17 protein-coding genes and 1 tRNA gene are annotated in these 15,943 nt (G+C 69.4%); 4 read left to right on the forward strand and 14 right to left on the reverse strand.

Translation table 11 applies throughout. The features are described from left to right. Positions 1 to 78 precede the first annotated feature (78 nt). A complete protein-coding gene (locus A4X17_RS02115; protein WP_064294003.1) occupies positions 79 to 1,101 on the forward strand; it encodes a LacI family DNA-binding transcriptional regulator in 1,023 nt (340 codons plus the stop codon). Positions 1,102 to 1,179: 78 nt separating this feature from the next. On the opposite strand, the gene A4X17_RS02120 is transcribed toward A4X17_RS02115, so the two are convergent. The 8 genes from A4X17_RS02120 to A4X17_RS02155 form a co-directional block, all read right to left on the reverse strand. Next, on the reverse strand, positions 1,180 to 1,461 hold the full coding sequence (locus tag A4X17_RS02120; protein WP_139205469.1) for a hypothetical protein: 282 nt from the start codon (positions 1,459 to 1,461) through the stop codon (positions 1,180 to 1,182). Between the two features lie 86 nt (positions 1,462 to 1,547). Beyond that, complete coding sequence (rarD, locus tag A4X17_RS02125) at positions 1,548 to 2,453, reverse strand: EamA family transporter RarD (protein WP_064294005.1); 906 nt, start codon at positions 2,451 to 2,453, stop codon at positions 1,548 to 1,550. Between the two features lie 30 nt (positions 2,454 to 2,483). After that, on the reverse strand, positions 2,484 to 2,996 hold the full coding sequence (locus A4X17_RS02130) for a hypothetical protein (RefSeq protein ID WP_064294006.1): 513 nt from the start codon (positions 2,994 to 2,996) through the stop codon (positions 2,484 to 2,486). A gap of 40 nt (positions 2,997 to 3,036) precedes the next feature. Then, entirely contained in the window at positions 3,037 to 4,125 is a 1,089-nt protein-coding gene (locus A4X17_RS02135) for a hypothetical protein (protein WP_064294007.1), read from the reverse strand. A 163-nt stretch (positions 4,126 to 4,288) separates the two neighbouring features. Next, a complete protein-coding gene (gene manD / locus A4X17_RS02140) occupies positions 4,289 to 5,530 on the reverse strand; it encodes a D-mannonate dehydratase ManD (protein WP_064294008.1) in 1,242 nt (413 codons plus the stop codon). Positions 5,531 to 5,561: 31 nt separating this feature from the next. Further along, positions 5,562 to 6,953 carry an MFS transporter gene (locus A4X17_RS02145; protein ID WP_064294009.1) on the reverse strand — a complete coding sequence of 464 codons (1,392 nt, stop codon included), beginning with the start codon at positions 6,951 to 6,953 and terminating at the stop codon, positions 5,562 to 5,564. A gap of 63 nt (positions 6,954 to 7,016) precedes the next feature. Further along, the gene (locus tag A4X17_RS02150) at positions 7,017 to 8,021 is read right to left on the reverse strand and encodes an L-idonate 5-dehydrogenase (protein ID WP_064294010.1); all 1,005 of its coding nucleotides are present in this window, start codon (positions 8,019 to 8,021) and stop codon (positions 7,017 to 7,019) included. Next, positions 8,018 to 9,535, reverse strand: coding sequence for a mannitol dehydrogenase family protein (locus tag A4X17_RS02155; RefSeq protein ID WP_064294011.1), 1,518 nt, complete (start codon positions 9,533 to 9,535; stop codon positions 8,018 to 8,020). The genes A4X17_RS02150 and A4X17_RS02155 overlap by 4 nt, the downstream gene beginning before the upstream one ends. 154 nt (positions 9,536 to 9,689) lie before the next feature. On the opposite strand from A4X17_RS02155, the gene A4X17_RS02160 reads away from it, so the two are divergent. Then, positions 9,690 to 10,655: a LacI family DNA-binding transcriptional regulator gene (locus A4X17_RS02160; protein ID WP_064294012.1), complete on the forward strand. Its 966-nt coding sequence runs from the start codon at positions 9,690 to 9,692 to the stop codon at positions 10,653 to 10,655. A 24-nt stretch (positions 10,656 to 10,679) separates the two neighbouring features. Here the strand turns inward: A4X17_RS02160 and A4X17_RS02165 are convergent, their stop codons facing one another. From A4X17_RS02165 to A4X17_RS02190, 6 genes are all read right to left on the reverse strand, one after another. Then, the gene (locus A4X17_RS02165; RefSeq protein WP_064294013.1) at positions 10,680 to 11,054 is read right to left on the reverse strand and encodes an ABC transporter permease; all 375 of its coding nucleotides are present in this window, start codon (positions 11,052 to 11,054) and stop codon (positions 10,680 to 10,682) included. Between the two features lie 403 nt (positions 11,055 to 11,457). Beyond that, positions 11,458 to 12,417 carry an ABC transporter ATP-binding protein gene (locus A4X17_RS02170; protein WP_064294014.1) on the reverse strand — a complete coding sequence of 320 codons (960 nt, stop codon included), beginning with the start codon at positions 12,415 to 12,417 and terminating at the stop codon, positions 11,458 to 11,460. After that, the gene (locus A4X17_RS02175; protein WP_064294015.1) at positions 12,414 to 12,638 is read right to left on the reverse strand and encodes a helix-turn-helix transcriptional regulator; all 225 of its coding nucleotides are present in this window, start codon (positions 12,636 to 12,638) and stop codon (positions 12,414 to 12,416) included. The genes A4X17_RS02170 and A4X17_RS02175 overlap by 4 nt, the downstream gene beginning before the upstream one ends. After that, entirely contained in the window at positions 12,635 to 13,057 is a 423-nt protein-coding gene (locus A4X17_RS02180; protein ID WP_157583290.1) for a hypothetical protein, read from the reverse strand. The genes A4X17_RS02175 and A4X17_RS02180 overlap by 4 nt, the downstream gene beginning before the upstream one ends. Beyond that, entirely contained in the window at positions 13,054 to 14,130 is a 1,077-nt protein-coding gene (locus tag A4X17_RS02185; protein WP_064294017.1) for an ABC transporter permease, read from the reverse strand. The genes A4X17_RS02180 and A4X17_RS02185 overlap by 4 nt, the downstream gene beginning before the upstream one ends. Positions 14,131 to 14,336: 206 nt before the next feature. Continuing rightward, positions 14,337 to 14,423: transfer RNA gene (locus tag A4X17_RS02190), tRNA-Leu, on the reverse strand. A gap of 238 nt (positions 14,424 to 14,661) precedes the next feature. Between A4X17_RS02190 and A4X17_RS02195 the strand changes: the two genes are divergently transcribed. Together A4X17_RS02195 and A4X17_RS02200 are read left to right on the forward strand one after the other, a co-directional pair. Further along, positions 14,662 to 15,408: a DUF3662 and FHA domain-containing protein gene (locus tag A4X17_RS02195; protein WP_064294018.1), complete on the forward strand. Its 747-nt coding sequence runs from the start codon at positions 14,662 to 14,664 to the stop codon at positions 15,406 to 15,408. Then, positions 15,405 to 15,941, forward strand: a complete 537-nt coding sequence (locus A4X17_RS02200) for an FHA domain-containing protein (RefSeq protein WP_064294019.1) — start codon at positions 15,405 to 15,407, stop codon at positions 15,939 to 15,941. The genes A4X17_RS02195 and A4X17_RS02200 overlap by 4 nt, the downstream gene beginning before the upstream one ends. Positions 15,942 to 15,943 lie beyond the last annotated feature (2 nt).

The raw sequence follows: 15,943 nt of genomic DNA on the forward strand, positions 1-15,943 counted from the left end.
ACAGAGTAGGCGTGCGTTTCGGAATCTGTCAACACGGAGCCCGCCGAAGGCCGCCCGGACCGGCGCTAGGGTGGAGCCGTGACCCCTCCGCCGACCCGACGCAAACGAGCGACGGTGCACGATGTCGCCGTCGAGGCCGGCGTCTCCCGGGGCACGGTCAGCCGCGTCGTCAACGGCGAGCGCTACGTGTCGGCCGAAGCGCGCGAGGCCATCGAGGCCGCCATCGAGAAGGTCGGCTACGTGCCGAACACGGCCGCCCGGAACCTCGTCATGCAGCGCACCCAGGCCGTCGGATTCGTCGTCCACGAGCCGCACAGCCTGTTCGTCGACGACCCCAACATCGGCAACATCCTGCTCGGGGCGAACGAGGCCCTGTCACAGGCCGACCACCAGCTCGTCTGCCTGGTCGTCGACTCCGAGCGCGACACCGACCGCATCACCCGCTACCTCTCGGGCGGCTTCGTCGACGGGGTGATCATGGTCTCCGCCCGCCAGAACGACCCGATCACGCGCGTCATCGAGCGCCTCGGTCTCCCCGCGACCTTCGTCGGCCACCCGCCCGACCTCCGTGAGCTCCCGTTCGTCGGGATCGACAACCGGGCGGCATCGGTCGACATCACCGGTGAGCTGATCGGCGCCGGTCGACGGCACATCGGCATGATCGCCGCAGCCCTCGACCGGGACTCCGGCTCCGACCGACTGGCCGGATTCCGCGATGCGCTCGGCGACCGTTTCGACGAACGACTCGTCGTGGAGGTGCCGCTCTACTCGCACCAGGACGGCTTCGCCGGGATGGCGGAGCTGCTCCGCCGTGAGCCGGCCGTCGACGGCGTGTTCGCGGCTTCGGACGCCGTCGCGGCCGGAGCGCTCGAAGCCCTCCGTGCGGCAGGGCGGAGTGTGCCGGAGGACGTGTCGGTCGTCGGCTTCGACGATTCGGCGTGGGCGCTCCGCTGCCACCCGCCCCTCACGACCGTCCACCAGCCGGCGGCGGCCGTCGGTCAGCGCGCGGCGGAGGTGCTCCTCGCGCAGCTCAGGGGTGAGACGATCTCGCCCACCGGCTCGTTCGTCCCCACGTCGATCGTGCGTCGCGGGAGCGTCTGAACCCGTTCGTTCGCCCATACTTGGGCGAACCGGCATTCCGTCGCCCGAACATGGGCGAATGAACGCCGACGGAGCGACTCAGAGCTGCGGTGACGGCCGTCGGATCGCGGCGCGCTTGGCCTCGTCGAAGGTGTCCACATGCAGCCATTCGGGCGGGCTGGGCGCGACGATGAGGACGTCGTAGCCGGTGCCCTGTGCCTCGACGTACGCGAGACAACATTCGGGTGAGGAGGGATCGGCGTCGTTCGAGATCCGCCATTGCCGGGCACCGATCGGGACGACGTGGTGCCGTTCGGACGAGTCTCGCGCTGGAGGAAACGGCGACTCGAGCGACACTGCTGGAGCATGCTTCGTAACCATGCCATCAGGCTAGGCGCGCTCGCGGAACGCGTCTCGAGGCTTGACTTCACAGGTTCGCGGCGACGCGCCGGGCTGCAGGTGGACGATCAGCGCGACGGGCGTCGCACGGTCTCGAGCCCCAGGAGCATGAGGGCCACCACGATCGGGCCGTAGACGAACCCGTCGGCGACCGTCAGCGATTCGCCGAGGAGCAGGACCGCCACGAGGACGAGCAGCACCGGTTCCAGGTAGCTGAGCAGCCCGAAGACGCCGAACGACAGCAGGCGACTCGCGACGAGGTACAGCACGAGGGCGACACCACCGATCACCCCGAGGAGCACGATCCCCCAGCCCAGCTGCGGCTGCGCGGCGAGGACGGCGAGTGAGGACGGTTGCAACGCCAGCACGATCGCGACGGGGACGAGGACCGCCAGCTCGAAGCAGAACGCACCGATGGAGTCGAGCCCGGCTCGGCGCCGGATCGCGAAGTACACCGGGTAGCCGACCGCGACCGCGATGGTCGCCCAGGACAGCCCACCGGCCACGACGATCGCGGCGGTGACGCCGAGGGCGGCTGCGGCCACAGCCGCGATCCGGAGCGGCGCGAGTCGCTCCCGATGCAGGACGACGCCGACCACGACCATCGCCAGCGGCATCAGGAGGTAGCCGAGCGCGAGTTCGAGCCCGTGCCCCGTCTGCGGTGCCCAACCGAAGAGCCACAGCTGCAGGGACAACAGGAGCCCGTCGACCACGACCACGAGGACGAGGAGCGGACGACGCGCGAGACGGACCGCGATGTCGCGGACGTCCCGCCACCACCCGAACACGACGATGAGCGTCGCGAGCACCGGCACCGTCGCGATCACGCGCCAGGCGAAGATCTCGTTCGCTCCGAACGGCTCCAGCAGCGGTGGCAGGAAGAACAGCGCCGCGAACAGGAATGAGGCGACGACGGAGACGAGTACCCCGCGGGGCGTCGTCTCGCGATGCTCAGGGGGAAGGGCGGCCGTCACGGGTCCTCACCCTATCGTCGCGCGGGCAGCTCAGCTCGCGGCCGACTGGGCGGCCAGGACGAGGGACTCGGCTTCGCGACGTTCGTCCTCCGTCAGCTCCGAGTAGCCCGATTCCATGAACTGATCGGTCTTCGGCTTCAGCATGGAGTATCGGAACTCGATCGACGGGTGTCCGGTCGTCAGGTCCTCCGCGAACGCGGCGTAGCCGTTGCGGCAGTGGCCCCTGATGCTCGGACCATCCCTCAGAGCGATGCGGAAGCTCTGAGGTCTCCAGTTCGGTCCGATCGAGCTGACGTCGTCGATACGGACGACGCGGGAGCGGAAGGCCGTGTACACCACCAGGTGCTCATCGAGCACGACGATCCGGTGTGCCGTCACGACGAGTGTGGTCCATGCCGCAGCTGCAAGCACGACGAAGGCCACGGCCAGGACCGGTCCGGCGGACGCGAGTTTGTCCTTCGGAGTCACCAGGAAGAGGAAGAGCGGCGCCACACAGAGCATGAACACCTGCGCCTTCAGGCCGAACGCTGGAACGTACTTCACGCCTCCCCACCCCTCATCTGGTGCATGACATCGCCCATCCTCACCAGGTGTACGGGTCGAAGGTCCACGTGCCGTCGGTCGACAACACGACGGCGCCGTCCACCCACACCTCGCAATCCTCCGCAGTCACGATGCCGTATTCGCCCGAGGCCGAGGCGAACGCGGCGACGAAGTCGGCACTGCCCCGACGGGTGGTGGTCACGAGGAACCCCGCCGTCGCGGAGTACTCCGAGAACTCGAACTCGGGACCACGGGTCAACAGCCAGGTGACGCCCGACATCTCGTCGCCCTCCGAATTGTCGATCGCGATGGAGCAGCCCGCGGGTTCAGAGGACGTCGATGCGATGCAGGCATCCACGTACGCGCGGACCGCAGCGGTCGCCCCTTCCTGCCCGAGCGCCGTCAGTGTCGGGTACAGATACGCCGTCGGCCTGCCGTCCCATTCGGCCTCCACGCTGGGCACCTCGAAGTCGAAGAAGCCGGTGGTCGAGTCGGCCGCGATGTCGTACTTCCCCGGTCCGACGACGTAGACCGTCGTCTCGTCCACCGTGCCCACGTGCGCGCCTCCGACGGAGAGGTCCAGCGCACCGAACCTGACCGTGGGCACCGTGATGGTCGGCAGGCTCGCCGGTTCGATGCGCCACGCGCTGAACCACAGGAAGCCGGACGGCTGTGCGCGCAGCGTGAACGCCGTGGTCTGCCCTTCACCGCCGCGCTCGAACGCCACGTCGACCGTGGCGACCCCGTTCTCGGTCCGGGTCGCACCGACGCGATAGGCCGTCGGGCGGTCGGTCGCGAGTGCATACCGCTCATCGGTCAGGAGGTCGGCACTGTAGCCGAGTTCAGCGGCGGCGGCAGCGGTCCCGTCCATCGCGACGGCCCGTTCGAGCTGCCCGTCCTCCAGTGCGTCGAGATACGGCTGCAGCATCACCGACGGTGCCGTGGCCGCCGTCAGCGACACCGACGCGCCGACCACCCAGGCCGCGGCGACGACGACCGTTGCGGCGATGACACCACCGAGGGCGACCGGACGCAGTCGGTGCGACGGCGGAGCGACGGGGGCGACGCTGCCGCCTCGGGTGGCTGGTTCAGCGGTGTCGGCCGCGCCGACGGTCGGGTCCACGTGCACCGGGCATCCTTCGATTCCGGGTCGCAGGGAGGAGCTGCCGTCCCGGAACCCGCAGCGCCTCGCGCATCGGGACGGACGTGGCGGAGGACCGCACGCGTTCGAGGCAGCACCGCATCATCTCACCTCACGGCCGCGGAGCGCCAGATGCCACCGCCGCCGCCGCTCACCAGTCGTGGACGGTGCCGTCCGTCAGCCGGTTCACCGGCAGGTACGCCTTCGTGTATTCGAACGCCGCAGCCGCGTCTTCGTCGAGTTCGACGCCGAGGCCGGGCTGCTCGCCGGGGTGCAGGAAGCCGTCGTCGAAGGTGAAGGAGGTCTGGAAGACCTCGAGGGTCTGTTCGTTGTGCGGCATGTACTCCTGGATCCCGAAGTTGTGGATCGCGAGGTCGAGGTGCAACGCTGCGGCCATCCCGATGGGCGAGATGTCGGTGGGGCCGTGGATGCCGGAACGGATCCCGTAGATGGCCGCGAAGTCGAGCAGTTTCTTCATCGCCGTGATGCCACCGGTGTGCGTCACCGCCGAACGGACGTAGTCGATGAGGCGCTCGGTGATGAGGGTCTGATAGTCGTGCACCGAGTTGAAGACCTCGCCGATCGCCAGCGGCGTGGTCGAGTGCTGGCGGACGAGTCGCAGGGCGGTCTGGTCCTCCCCCGGTGTGCAGTCCTCGAGCCAGAAGAGCTTGTACGGCTCGATGTCCTTCGCGAACCGGGCGGCCTCGATGGGCGACATGCGGTGGTGTCCGTCGTGCAGGATCCGGAGGCCCGTCCCGAAGTCCTCGCGGATCCGTTCGAAGACGCCCGGCATGTGCGCGAGGTAGCCGGCGGTGTCCCAGGACTCCTCGGTCGGTGCCGTGGCAGCCGAGCCGTCCGCCGCTCGCTTCGCCGGCTCGTAGTCGTAGCGGACGCCGGGCCCTGAGGCGGACACCCCGTACACCTGCCCGAGCCCCGGCACACCGGTCTGGACGCGCACCGCGGTGAACCCGAGCTCCTGGTACCCGGTGATCGCGTTGGCGAGCGCCTGGTAGTCCGTCCCCGAGGCGTGCGCGTACGCCCGGATCCCCGATCGGCTCGCCCCGCCGAGCAGCTGGTACAGCGGCACCCCGGCCTTCTTGGCCTTGATGTCCCAGAGCGCCATGTCCACCGCGGCGATGGCCGCCATCGTGACGGGGCCGCGCCGCCAGTAGGGTCCGCGGTACAGGTACTGCCAGGTGTCCTCGATGCGGTCCTCATCGCGGCCGATCAGCATCGACGCGACGTGGTCGCCGAGGTACGACGCGACGGCGAGCTCGCGTCCGTTGAGGGTCGCGTCACCCCAGCCCACGACACCGTCGCTGGTGGTGATCTTCAGGGTGACGAAGTTCCGGCCGGGACTCGTGACGATGACGTCCGCGCGTTCGATGCTCATGGGGGTTCCTTTCGAGGAGGTCGGGTGCCGGTCAGATGGCGTCGCGCGGGTCGGTGAGGTCCCGACCGGCGACCTCCGGCATCCAGATGGACGCGACCAGGGCGCAGAGGGTGAAGACGCCGAGCATGATGATGATCGGGATGAACGAACCGGTGGCGGCGGACACCCAAGCGGCGGCGATGACGGGACCCGCGCCGGTCGCGACGATCGCGGCGATCTCCCGAGCCATCGCGGTGTAGGTGTAGCGGTTCCGCGCGCCGAAGAGTTCCGGCAGGGTCAGGTTCTCGAGCGACGCGAAGCTCATCACGGCCAGGTTGTGCAGGACGACGTAGCCGACGAACACCTGGACGGTGTCCTTGCTGTGGATCATGAGCATGGTCGGGACGATGATGATGAGCGCGATGATCGCCCACACCATGTACATGCGCTTCCGCCCGTAGCGGTCACCGAGCCAGCCGGAGAGCGGCACGGTGATGAAGGCGACGAGCGAGGAGACGATGACGGCGTTCACCCCGATCGACCGGTCCAGCAGCAGGACGACGGTGATGTAGCTGATGAGGTACGTCTGGACGAGTCCCGAGTTGCCGGCCTGACCGAACCGCAGCAGGAGCGCGATGCTGAACGCCTTGATCGGCTTGCGGTTCATGGCCTCGAGCGTGCGGAGGTTGCCGGTCTCGGTCGCGAGGGCGATCGTCTCCTGCTTGGTGAGCGCTTTGCCGTCGACGACGTCGTCGCGCTCCTCGAAGACCGGGCTCTCCTTGAGGTTGAAGCGGACCCAGACCGCGAAGAGCATGATCACGACGCTGCCGATGAACGGGATGCGCCAGGCCCAGGCGATGACCTCGTCCTCGCTGAACGCCAGGAGCAGACCGGCCCACAGCGCGGACGCGAGCAGGGTGCCGCAGTTGGTCCCGAGCGCCACGAGCGACGCGATGATGCCGCGGCGTTTGGCCGGGGCGTACTCGGCGAGCATGACGCCGGCGCCCGAGATCTCGGCACCGGCTCCGAAGCCCTGCGCGATCCGCAGGAGGACCAGCAGGATCGGCGCGAGGAGGCCGACCTGCGAGTAGGTCGGCAGGAAGCCGATGAGCGTCGTCGACAACCCCATGAGCAGGATCGTGTAGAAGAGGACCTTGGTCCGGCCCGTCTTGTCGCCGAGCCGGGCGAAGAAGAACGCGCCGACCGGACGGGCGACGTAGCCGACCCCGTACGTCGCCATCGCGGCGACGACGGCCATGGCCGGGTCCTCGTTGGAGAAGAAGAGGTCGGCGAACACGAGCGCGGCGGCCAGCGAGTAGAGCTGGTAGTCCATGAACTCGAGCGCGGTGCCGAGCCACCCGGAGATGGCGGCGCGGACGAGGTCGCGGACGGATCGGTTCTCGGTGGGGTCGCCGGTGGCGACGGACGATCTGGGTTCTGACATGAGGTACTCCTTCGGACCTACGGGATGCAGCGGAAGTGGGGGTGGGAGTGTGCGGTGGGTGGCTCAGAAGGCGAGGAGCACCTTCGCCGAGCGGGATGAGTCCCGAGCGACGGCGAAGGCGTCGACCGCCTCCTCGGCTGGGATGACCTGGGTCACGACGGCGTCGAGGAGATCACCCTCGGTGAGGAACGCGATCGCGTCGTCGATCTCGGTGGAGAAGCGGAACGCGCCGCGGATGGTGAGCTCCTTGGCGAGCATGGGGGCGAGGTTGATCGGGCTGTCGGCGTCGGGGAGCATGCCGACCTGGACGATCGACCCGCCTCGTCTCGCGGCCCGGACCGCCTGGGTCAGTGCGACCGGTGCGCCGGAGCATTCGAAGACGACGTCGTAGGACTCGTCGGCGACGGCGTCGCGACCCACGAGCAGGAGCTCACCGGCTCCGACGGTCGCGGCGCGTTCCAGTGCCTGTTCGCGCATGTCGCTCGCCGCGATCGTCGCTGCACCGGCCCGGCCGGCCGCGGCGATCACGAGCAGACCGATGGGCCCGGCACCGATGACGAGGACCCGCGAACCGCGCACGTCGCCGGCCAGCCCGACCGCGTGCATGGCGACCGCGAGGGGTTCGGCGAGCGCCGCCCGCTCGAGCGGGAGTCCGTCGGGCAGGACGCGCACCATCGAGTGCTCGACGATCAGGTACTCCGAGGCCCCACCCTGTCGGTGCGGGTCCGCCGCGGCGCTCCCGAGGTAGTCGCCGCCGGGCCGCAGGTGTGGGCGGTCCTCGAGCCCCGGCAGGCTCGGGCCGTAACGCGCCGGATGCACGGTGACCCGGGTGCCGGGGGCGAGCCGACCGGAGGGGTCCACGTCGACGACGGCCGAGAGCTCGTGGCCGGGGGTGAGCGGCTCACGGATGACGTACTCGCCGTTCGCTCCGTGGAAGTAGTAGTGCAGGTCGGAGCCGCAGATACCGACGTACCGCACCCGGAGGCGGACCTCGCCGGCGCGTGGTTCCGGGGTGACGGCGTCCTCCCAGCGGATGTCCTCCGCGCCGTGGATCGCGAGCGTCTTCATCGGTGGGCTCCTGTCGTGGTCATGGGTGCCTGCGAGGCGGCGATGCTGTCGCGGATGGCCGCGTCGACGCCGTGTCGGCGGATGGTGTCGATCAGTTCACCGACCCGCGAGATGAAGGTCGGCTGCTCGGCGAGGTCCTGCCCGAAGAGGTGCAGCTCGGCGATCACCCGCTGCGCGAGATGCCGGCCGTCCGTCGACGTGTCCGCCAGCCGGGCGAGCTCCTCGCGGGCCGGATCGACCATGGCGCACGCGTGCGGACCAGGGTCGAACCCCGGCATCGGGGCGATGCAGGACAGGTAGGCCGCGACCGTGAGGGCGATGAGGTGCGGAACGGATCCGGCCTCGAGCAGTCGGAGGGCGGGTTCCGGGATGCGCTGGCGGAGCTTCACCGATCCGTCGGTGCCCACCTGCGCCGTGCGGTGCCCGAGGGCGTGGTTGGCCCAGCGTTCGAAGAGCTGCCGCTCATACGTGCGGACGTCGACGCCGGAGGGGAACCGCACGGACGGTTCGTACTCGTCGCGGAGGATCGCCAGTGCGGCGGATTCGACGGCGGTGTCGGCGATCGACTCCGAGATCGTGGCCACCCCGCGGAGCGCACCGAGGTAGGCGATGAGCGAGTGCGTCCCGTTGAGGAGCCGCACCTTCATCTGTTCGTACGCCCCCACCTCGTCGGTGAACACGGCGCCTCCGGCCTCCCAGGCGGGGCGGACGGCGGCGAAGCGGTCCTCGATCGCCCACATCGTGAACGGTTCGGCGGAGACCGGTGCGTCGTCCCGGACGCCGAGGCGGGCTGCCACGAGCTCGCGCAGTCGCGGGGTCGTCGCCGGGACGATTCGGTCGACCATGCTGGACGGGAAGGCGACCGCGCTGTCGAGGTAGGCGAGTGCTTCCGCGCCCTCGGTACCGCGCAGTTGGGAGAGGAAGGCTCGCACAAGCGCCTCCGTGCGAGCGCCGTTCTCGCTCAGGTTGTCACAGCTCAAGATCGTGATCGGGGCGCCGCTGCCGGAAGCCCGCCGCTGCAGGCCGCGAGCGAGTTGGCCGATGGTCGTCTGCGGCGCGCCTCCGCGGAGGTCGGCTGCGATCAGCGGGTCGTTCAGGTCGAGGAGGCCGGTCGACGGCGAGGCGCTGTAGCCGTGCTCGGTCACGGTCAGCGTGACGACCCGGATGCGGTCGTCCGCGAGGGTGCCGACCACGCGCTCCGGATCCTCCGCCGCGACGAACGCGTCGGTGTGCACGGCAGGCACGGAGAACGAGGTCCCGGTGGGTGAGATCTCGGCGACCGTGTAGCGGAGATCCTGCGCCTGCATGGCGTCGACGACCGCTCGGGACCGGGATGCGACACCGATGATGCCCCATTCATCGCTGCCCGCGCTGAGCGCAGCAGCCGTGTAGACGGCCTGGTGCGCTCGGTGGAAGTTGCCGAGGCCGAGGTGCAGGATGCCGGCGGCGGACGGTGCCGGGTGCTCCGGACGCGGGCCCGAACCAGCGCCCAGTCGCGTCGGCAGGGCCGTCATCGCCGAGCCTCGGGGCACTGCGTCGTCGGCTGGAGGAGATCCGCGTCGATCATCATGAAAGCGATTCTGAATGGTTTGTACAAAGTTTGTCAAGTAGTTTCATGGCAGCACGATGCCGCATCATGAGTACACCCGACCCCGCGAAGGATCAACCGTGACCGCCACCCTCACCGATGTCGCCCGTCACGCGGGCGTCTCCATCGCCACCGCGTCGCGGGCGTTCGGCGAGCCGGATCGGCTTGCGAACGCGACGCTCGAGCGCGTCCTCACGGCGGCGGCGGACCTCGGGTATTCGAACCCGAACGGCTCGACGGCGGAGAAGACCTTCGGCGTCATCGTCCCCGACATCGCCAGCCCGGTCTACGCGACGCTCCTGAAGGGCGTCCACGCACAGGCCTGGCAGGGACGCCACCGCCCGGTGTTGTTCGACACCGATGAGGACTTGCATCGGGAGCACGAGCAGCTCGAACTGGCGCGCAAGCTCAACGGGATGCTCCTCTGCTCACCACGCCTCCCCGACGACGAGATCCGCGCGCTCGTGGGCGACACCCCGGTCGTGGTGGTCAACCGCATCATCGACGGACTGCCCTACGTCGTGATGGACACCGAGAGCGGGCCACGGCAGGCGGTCGAGCACCTCGCCGCACTGGGTCACCGACACCTCGCCTACGCGGCCGGTCCGAGGCACTCCTGGGCGGACCTCCGCCGTGGCGACGCGGTCGCGGCGGCCTGTGCACAGCTCGACATCGAGTTCACCCGCCTCGGCCACCAGGCGGCCTCGATCCAGGGCGGTCTCGCCGCAGCGGCCACGATCGTGGCGAGCGGTGCGACGGCGGTCATCGCCTACAACGACCTGGTCGCCCTCGGTATCGACGCCGGCATCACCTCGATGGGCAAGCGCTGCCCCGAGGACCTCAGCATCATCGGCACCGACGACATCGAGATGGCGTCCATCCGCCAGCCCGGTCTCACCACCGTGCGGCTCGCGATCAACCGGTGCGGGTCGCTGGCGGTCGAGGTGCTCCTCCAGGCCATGGCCGGAGGGTCGCCCCGTTCGGTCGCGAGTCTCGACTCGCAGCTCATCGTGCGCGATTCGACGGCACCCCCGCGTCGGGACTGACGCGGCTGACCGCAGCTCCCCCGATCAGCCGGCGTTCCATCGGTGGAGACGAGCGGCCGCGAGACCCGACACGACCGCGCACGCCGCCATCAGACTCCAGACCACCGCGAGCGGCACGGGCTGAGGGCCCTGGGAGATGATCGCCTCGAGTGCGCCGACGATCCAGGTCGTGGGCAGGAGCCGGAAGAGACCGGCGACCCACTCCGGAAGGGCCGCGAGCGGGAAGAGCGCCCCGGACGTGGCGAGAGCGAGCATCGGCAGCAGGTACGCGAGTTGCATGGCGATGTCCGGGTTCGACAACCGCGCCGCAAGGAGGTAGCCGAAGCCGAGCAGCATCGCGCCACCGAGCAGGATCGTGCCGGCGATCGCGACGAGGTCGGACAGAGGACGGGTCGGCACCGTCCAGGCGGCCAGGCGGCCAGGGCGATGATCACCGCGGCCTCCACGACGACCAACCCCACGCGGATCGGCAGATGTCCGAACAGGTAGGCGTCGCGACGGGCCGGCGAGGTCGACAGCGCCCGCAGCAGGCCGGTGCTGCGATGCCGGACCAGCGGCACCGTGGTGAGCATGAACGCGATCGCCATCGATCCCGTGCTCGAAACGAGCGGGAGGCCACGCTCCAGCACACCGGCAGGCGCGCCGGACGCCGTCGCCACGAGGGCGTCCACACCCCAGAGCAGTGCGATCAAGGCCAGGAAACTCGCCACGAGTGCGATGACCGAGCGTGGGTCCCGGACGAGGTCACGCGCGTGGGCCGCGGCGAAGCTCCGCACCTGCGCCGGGAACGCATGCGTCGTGCTCATGGGCTGTGGGCCGGGTCGCCCGTGGTTGCTGACGTCGGCCGGTTCGCGAGATCGATGAAGAGGTCCTCGAGTGATCCGTGCGCCACTCGGAACCCGCGCGGTCTGAGACCGGTGGAGAAGGTGAGTCGACGCAGCACGGCGTCAGGGTCGTCGGTCACGATCCCGACCAGGCTGACGTCGCCCTTCGCCGTCACGGTGATCTCGCCGGGGAGGTCGTGGGAACGCAGCTCGTCCGCGGTGGTCGGGCCGGGGATCTCGAAGGTCACCGTGGCCGTGGCAGCGTGTTCCCTGACCAGGGTCTCAGGCTCCCCCGAAGCGGCGATCGAGCCGTTCACGAGGACGGCGATCCGGTCGCAGACCTGGGTGGCCTCGTCCATGTGGTGCGTCGAGAGCAGGATCGTGGTCCCGCGTTCCTGCTGGCGCCGGATGATGCCCCAGAGGTTCCGTCGGGCCTGCGGGTCGAGTCCGGCCGACGGCTCGTCGAGGACGACGATCTCGGGATCGCCGATCAACGCGATGGCGATCAGCAGGCGCCGCTCCTGGCCGCCCGAGAGGTGCTTCACGCGCACGCGCCGCGCCTCGCGCAGATCGAGCTCGTCCAAGACCTCCTCGGGGCGCCGCGCGTCGCGGTAGAACGACGCGAAGAGGTCGAGCGTCTCCGCGACCGTGAGCGTCGGGAACAGGGTGGCGGCCTGCGGCTGCACCGCCATCCGCTCGGTCACGTACCGGCGGTCGATCGCCGGGTCTCGTCCGAGCACCCGCACGGTTCCGTCGGTGGGACGGCGGAGACCGACGATGGTCTCGAGTGTGGTGGTCTTCCCGGCACCGTTCGGTCCCAGCAGTCCGAACACCTCGCCCGCGCGGACCCGGAGAGAGACGTCACGCAGGACGCTGCGGTCGCCGTAGCGCTTGCTGAGCCGGTCGACGGTGACGACCACTCGGTCCGGTCCGTTCATCGTCGTCCTCCAGACGGCGGGGCATCGTGTTCACCCGGGAAGAAGATCTCCTCGATCGGGCGGGAGAGGAGTGCGGAGACGCGGAACGCCAACGGCAGGGACGGGTCGTAGCGCCCGGTCTCGAGTGCGTTCACCGTCTGCCTGGAGACGCCGAGGGCTTCGGCGAACTGGACCTGGGTCCACCCGCGTTCGGTGCGCAGGACGCGGACGTCGTTCTTCATCGGGTGGCCCGGAAGGAGACGACACCGATGGACACGCCCCAGACCGCCATCCCGCCGATGAACACCCACCATTCCGGCTGGGGGACGACGACACCGGCGGTCGACAGGAACACGACCGCGAGACTGATCAGCATCGCCGCACCGAACCCGATGGCGAGACTCAGCACGATCACTCCGCGCTGCAGTTCGTCGACACGACGCACGTGCCGGATGAGTGCGATCGCGATCCACACCACCGGCACGAGCGGGACGAGCGCCACCACGACGGCTGCGGGCGATCCCGGCTCGGTGGGGAACAGTTCCGGCAAGAAGAGGAACGTCACGAGGAACCCGACGGTACCGGCCGCGATCTCCCACATGTATCTGCGGGACGCACGACGCTCCTGTGGCGTCGATCCCCGTGTCGTGTGCTCGTTCATGCAGCCACCTCTCGTTGTGTATCGGACGTCGTGGTCGTCCGCCCGTCGCGCTCGGACTGATCCCACTCGAACCACCGCACGGCGAGCACGCCTGCTGCGACGGTGACGAGCGACATGAGCCCCCAGAGCGCGGGGACGGGGAGGAACGGTTCGGCCCCGGTCAGTGAGGCACTCGCGGCGGCGGCGAACCAGGTGGTCGGCAGGCAGTCCATTGCGACCTGCACGGCGGCAGGGAGGATGGACTGCGGCAGGAGCCCACCCGACGCGAACACGAGCCCGATCGTCACCATCACCATCGTCTGTTGTGTCGCCTCGGCGTTCCGCGATCGGGCGGCGAACACCAACGCCAGAGCGAACAGCATCGCCGCCCCGAGGAGGAACGAGACCCCCAGGGCGAGGAGGTCCACACCGTCGACGTACCTGCGCCAGACCGCGATCCCGGTCGTCAGCACCAGGATCCCCACCGCCACCAGCGCACGCAAGGGGAGCTGCGCGAGGAGGAACGTCGACCGTCGGAGCGGCGTCACACCGAGCAGCCGGAGCAGCCCGCGCTCCCGCATCGCCACGAGCGGGACGGTCGTCCCGACGAACGCCAGGCTCGCGACCCCGACCAGGACCACGATCCCGAGGTTCTCCTGGAGGGGGTCGATCTTCACGTCGCCCTCGTCATCCGTCACCGTCACGTCGTGCGCAGGGACGCCTGCGTCGCGCAGGCCTCGCCAGATCGGGTCCCACGCGGCCTGGTCGGCAGCGGCGAGCACGACCAGGGCGCTCCCCTCGTGCACGGTCACCCGCGTGTTCCGATCGGGGGCGTCGTCGGTGACCAGTCGTACACCGGCGCGCTCCAGAGCCGACGGGACTGCCGGGTCGTCCGTGTCCAGCACGACGACCGGAGCGGGGCCCAGGACGACGAACGCGAGCCACATGGAGACGTAGATCACGAGGACGATGCCGGTCATGAACCACATCGAGATCCCGGTGAGCGGGTTCCTGAGCACGTCGCGAGCGCTCATCGACGCCAGCCGCCGGAACGCGGCGCCACCGCGCCCCGCGCGCTCGGTGAGCGCCGCCATCAGCCGCACACCTCGGGTCCGCGATCCGCGGTGACAAGGAAACCTGACATAGGTCAAGCATGCTTGTCACACGATGACGTGTCAAGTGACCTTGTCAGCGCGCGACGGACGCCCCTGGCTCCACGAACACCGAGAGTCGACTCGTCGATCGACGCCGACAACGACGAAGGCCCCCGATTCCTCGGGGGCCTTCATGTCACATCCACTGGTGCGCGAGGCGGGACTTGAACCCGCACGCCCTTTCGAGCACTGGCACCTGAAGCCAGCGCGTCTGCCAATTCCGCCACTCGCGCGAGACACCAGACGTCACCGCTCTCGCGGCAACTTATCGAGGATAGCACGCGGAGCCCGGGTGGCAGAACACCGGAGATCCGCGCCAGAGCAGGACGAAACGGCCCCGACGGTCCGGTGCCGATGCTGATCTCCTGCTGCCGAGCGGGTGAACACCTGGCGTCGGCGCCCGCGTCGATTGGCCTCGTGTGCAGGCAAACCGTCTAACATTGCCTGGACACCGACACGAATCGAGAGACCGTGGGCATTCTGGACAACTTCGAGAAGGGACTCGAGCGCGCCGTCAACGGCGCCTTCGCGAAGACCTTCAAGTCCGGACTCCAGCCGGTCGAGATCACGAGCGCGCTCCGACGCGAGCTCGACACCAAGGCTGCCGTCGTCTCCCGCGACCGCATCCTCGTGCCGAACAAGTTCACCGTCCGCATGTCGCCCACCGACTTCGAGCGCATGGACGCCATCGGCCCCTCCCTCATCGACGAGCTCGGTTCGCTCGTCCAGAAGCACGCCAAGAGCCAGGGGTACTCCTTTCCGGGTGCCGTGACCATCAAGCTCTCCGGCGACCGCTCCCTCCCCGACGGCCTCGTCCAGATCGACAGCGTCAACCTCAAGGGCTCCGTGACCTGGGCACCCGTGCTCGACATCGGCGGCAAGCGCTATCCGATCACGCAGGCCCGCACGGTCATCGGCCGTGGTGCCGAGGCCGACATCACGATCCCCGACACCGGCACTTCACGGAAGCACGTCGAGATCCTCTGGGACGGCAACGCCGGTCAGGCGCGCGACCTCGGCTCGACGAACGGTTCGAAGCTCAACGGCCAGCCCTTCCGCCAGGCGGCCCTCTCCCCCGACTCCGTCATCGAGATCGGCCGCACCAGGATCGTGTTCCGGGTGGTCGCCAAGGCCGGCGGATCCGATCGCCAGATGAGCGATGCGACCCGACGTCACGATGTGTCGTCCTTCGGCGACTCCTGGGGGGACGGCGCGTGAGCGAACTGACCCTGCTGGTCCTCCGCATCGGCTTCCTGCTCCTGCTCTGGACGTTCGTCTTCGGCATCGTCTACGCCCTCCGCACCGACCTCTTCGGACCACGTGTCCGGAAGCCGCAGCAGCAGTCGTCGAACGGAGCTCCGGCCACCCCGCCGCAGCCGATGCGCGCCGCGACCGCCCCGGCACCCAGTCGGCCCGCTGCCGGAGGATCGAGCGGCACGCCTCCGCGCGCCACGGTCGACAACACCTCGCGCCTCGTCATCGTGTCCGGCCCCAAGCAGGGCACCGAGCTCCCGCTCGGCCGCGAGCCGATCACCATCGGCCGTTCAGCGGACTCCGGCCTCATCATCCGCGACGACTACACGTCCACGCATCACGCGCGCCTCATGCTCTGGAACGACGAGTGGATGGTCCAGGACCTCGACTCCACCAACGGCACCTTCCTCGCGGGCAAGCGCGTGAGCGTCCCGACGCAGATCCCACTCGACACCCCCGTCAAGGTCGGCCAGACCAGTTTCGAGTTGCGGCGGTAACC

This window comes from Plantibacter sp. H53 (assembly GCF_001650455.1).
Classification (GTDB): Bacteria; Actinomycetota; Actinomycetes; order Actinomycetales; family Microbacteriaceae; genus Plantibacter; species Plantibacter flavus_A.